Genomic DNA, 2,638 nt, shown 5'->3' with positions numbered 1-2,638 from the left:
AGCAGGACTACAAGTCGTGGAACTCGCTTCCGGAATGGGCGAGACGGACGCTCACGATTCATCGGAGCGACCCCCGTCCGAAAATTTACACCGAGACACAATTGGCCGATTCCGCCACAGACGACATTCTCTGGAACGCAGCCCAGACCGAACTGCGCGAGCACGGACGGATGCACAACTATTTGAGGATGCTCTGGGGTAAAAAAATTCTGGAGTGGTCACCCACTCCAGAATCAGCACTCGAGACAATGATCGAGTTGAACGACCGATATGCTCTGGACGGCTGTGATCCCAACTCCTACACCGGGATCTGCTGGGTCCTTGGCCGCTACGACCGCCCGTGGGGTCCCGAAAGGCCTATTTTCGGCACAGTCCGTTACATGAGCACCGCCAGTGCGATGCGGAAACTGCGTGTGAAAGCCTATCTTCAAAAATACGGGCGGCCGGGCGGTGGTTGATCAGGCGTTCCCCGTCCGTTCACCGGCGCGAAAGATCAATCCCACCACCAGACATTGTCGGGCAGATCGACCCGGATGCTCTGCTTGGTTTTCTGGACCTCGCCTTTCTCATCGGGGAGGAGATTTTCCGATTGGAGGGCTTCTTCCGGTTCGATCTGAACCCCGCCACCCACCGGCGTGCTGACCCGACCAGGGCGAATGACGGCGGTCACAGCCGACTCGGCCATTTTCGGAGCAGGATACACGCGAACGGGGAATTTTTTCTCATCTCGGAAGAACTCCATCTTCCACTGGGCCCGTCCGTAGTAGTCCTGCTTTTGCATGTACGCCGCGACGACCGCCATGTCGATGAGGTTTCGCAATTCGGCATAGACGGGCACGCGGGCCGCCAATTGCGGATAGTTCTTGGTGAAACTGGTGGTGAATGCTTTGCTGGCCAGGCTCGCCGCCGACGCGGTTTTGCGTTCCCCACTCGCCGTCACGAGTTCGTCCTCGCCCACCAGCTTGACCCCCTCACCCACCAGTTCCAACGCCGATCCGTCATCACTCACACGCAAACACTGATAATCGGGAACAAAATACCAGCGGAAGAGCTGGTTGGGCGACACCGACGACGAGAGGGCGCGATCCACGAAACTCACCATTCGCACGGGCGGCCGTTCCAGGCCGATCCCGATCAATTTCATCCGATAGTCCGCCTCCACGAGCACATGGGCAAAATGGGTTTCCGGAGGCACTCCCATGATCGTGATCTGATGCATGCCCAAACTCTGTTTAACACCCGCCACCATCCTCGCGGCCACTTCCCGCTCCCTTCCCGGCGGGAAGAAGCTGCCCATGCTCCGCAGGAACTCTTGCATACGGGCAAGTCCTTCCTGCGTGGGATCGATGGAGCAGCCGATGACGGCCGGCCCTTCACCATCCGGCGGATACGCCCGCAACGCTGTCACCAGATCCTGAAGCTGAATCACAGGCCGCCCGGTCGTCAGCCCCACCACGTGCCCAGTCGGATCCTCAACCCAACCTTCGGCCGGACCGGCCAGCACAATGTCGCCGCTTTCCGGATAAAGGAAGACGTAGCGGATGCGCTGCAACCCGGCCAGATACTTCATCTCTTCGGAGAGCACCCCCTGCTGTCGAATGATCGCCCGCTCCAACCGCGGAAGCGAAACTTTCCGCAACTTGCTGAAGCGGACAACGTCGGGAGGCAGCGTGCTTCGGGCAGCCGCAATCCTGTCCCGCATGATCTGCCCGGTGGGATCGGAAACCACCTGTGTGCGGAGCACACCATCCGGGCTGACAACGACGCCCGCCATCCCGGCGTTCTGATTCTGCTGGGCAAAACTTCTCTCGACGAGCCCACCCCAGCCAAGGAGCAGGACAACGCTCAACACCAGGCCTGTACGAAAAGCTGAGCGATACATGAGACTCCTCTCCATCACCAGTGCAAACGCACCAACAAGTTGAATTGACCTCGGCGAACGGTCAGGACCCGCCTCCCAAACGGTTTAGAAACGACGTCACCCTGTTTGGTTCCAGAATCCCGACCTGTTCGCGGCGGGTGGCCCTCACCTGGGATCATACTCGATAATAATTGGGCAACATAGGCAAAGCAAGCAAGCGCCGCTGATTTCTCCCGAAGCCGCACGTTCCGGCCGAAAAACGTCTCCCTCCGATTGGTCGCGGTCCCTCTTCGGGATGATGACTGGACACCTTGCCGCATCCCGCGAAACAATAAGGAATTCCGATTCACATCGGCGAGGCAACTCTCGAGATAGAGGCGGCACGATCTGATGCGGCTGGTCATGGTTGGTACAGGACCGTTCGGCGTTCCCACGTTTGAGGAACTCTACCGCACCCATCACTCGGTGGTGTGCCTGGTGACGGCCCCTCTCGTGCGCCGGGGAAAACCTGTTCCCCCCAGCCCGCTCCGGGAAATCGCCCTCGCACACGGCACCCCGATTTTCGATCCCGAGGATATCAATGCCCCGTCTTCCCGAGAGTTTCTCGCCAGCCAGGACGCCGACCTGCTTGTCGTCTGCGACTATGGACAGATTCTCGCGCCCGAGACACTGGCCACGGCACGCTTAGGGGGGATCAACCTCCATGCTTCTTTGCTCCCCAAATATCGAGGCGCCGCGCCCATCAATTGGGCGATCTATCACGGTGAAAAAACCACC

General features: G+C 59.5%; 2 protein-coding genes and 1 pseudogene. 2 read left to right on the top strand and 1 reads right to left on the bottom strand.

From position 1 onward, the window contains the following. Positions 1-458, top strand: a pseudogene (locus H5U08_RS15295) (deoxyribodipyrimidine photolyase); the annotation flags it as partial. 35 nt (positions 459-493) lie between these two features. Here the strand turns inward: H5U08_RS15295 and H5U08_RS15290 are convergent. Then, positions 494-1,882, bottom strand: coding sequence for a DUF1598 domain-containing protein (locus H5U08_RS15290; RefSeq protein ID WP_297034954.1), 1,389 nt, complete (start codon positions 1,880-1,882; stop codon positions 494-496). A 369-nt stretch (positions 1,883-2,251) separates the two neighbouring features. On the opposite strand from H5U08_RS15290, the gene H5U08_RS15285 reads away from it, so the two are divergent. Then, a partial coding sequence (locus H5U08_RS15285; RefSeq protein WP_297034951.1) for a methionyl-tRNA formyltransferase occupies positions 2,252-2,638 on the top strand: 387 nt, incomplete at its 3' end.

It is taken from the genome of Thermogutta sp., assembly GCF_014359955.1.
Lineage (GTDB): Bacteria > Planctomycetota > Planctomycetia > Pirellulales > Thermoguttaceae > Thermogutta.
This window is presented reverse-complemented; position numbering and strand designations above follow the sequence as displayed.

What these genes read in the sequence shown, in the direction of transcription:
- H5U08_RS15290 (WP_297034954.1), bottom strand. Translation starts at nt 1,882, where the DNA reads ATGTATCGCTCAGCTTTTCGTACAGGCCTGGTGTTGAGCGTTGTCCTG.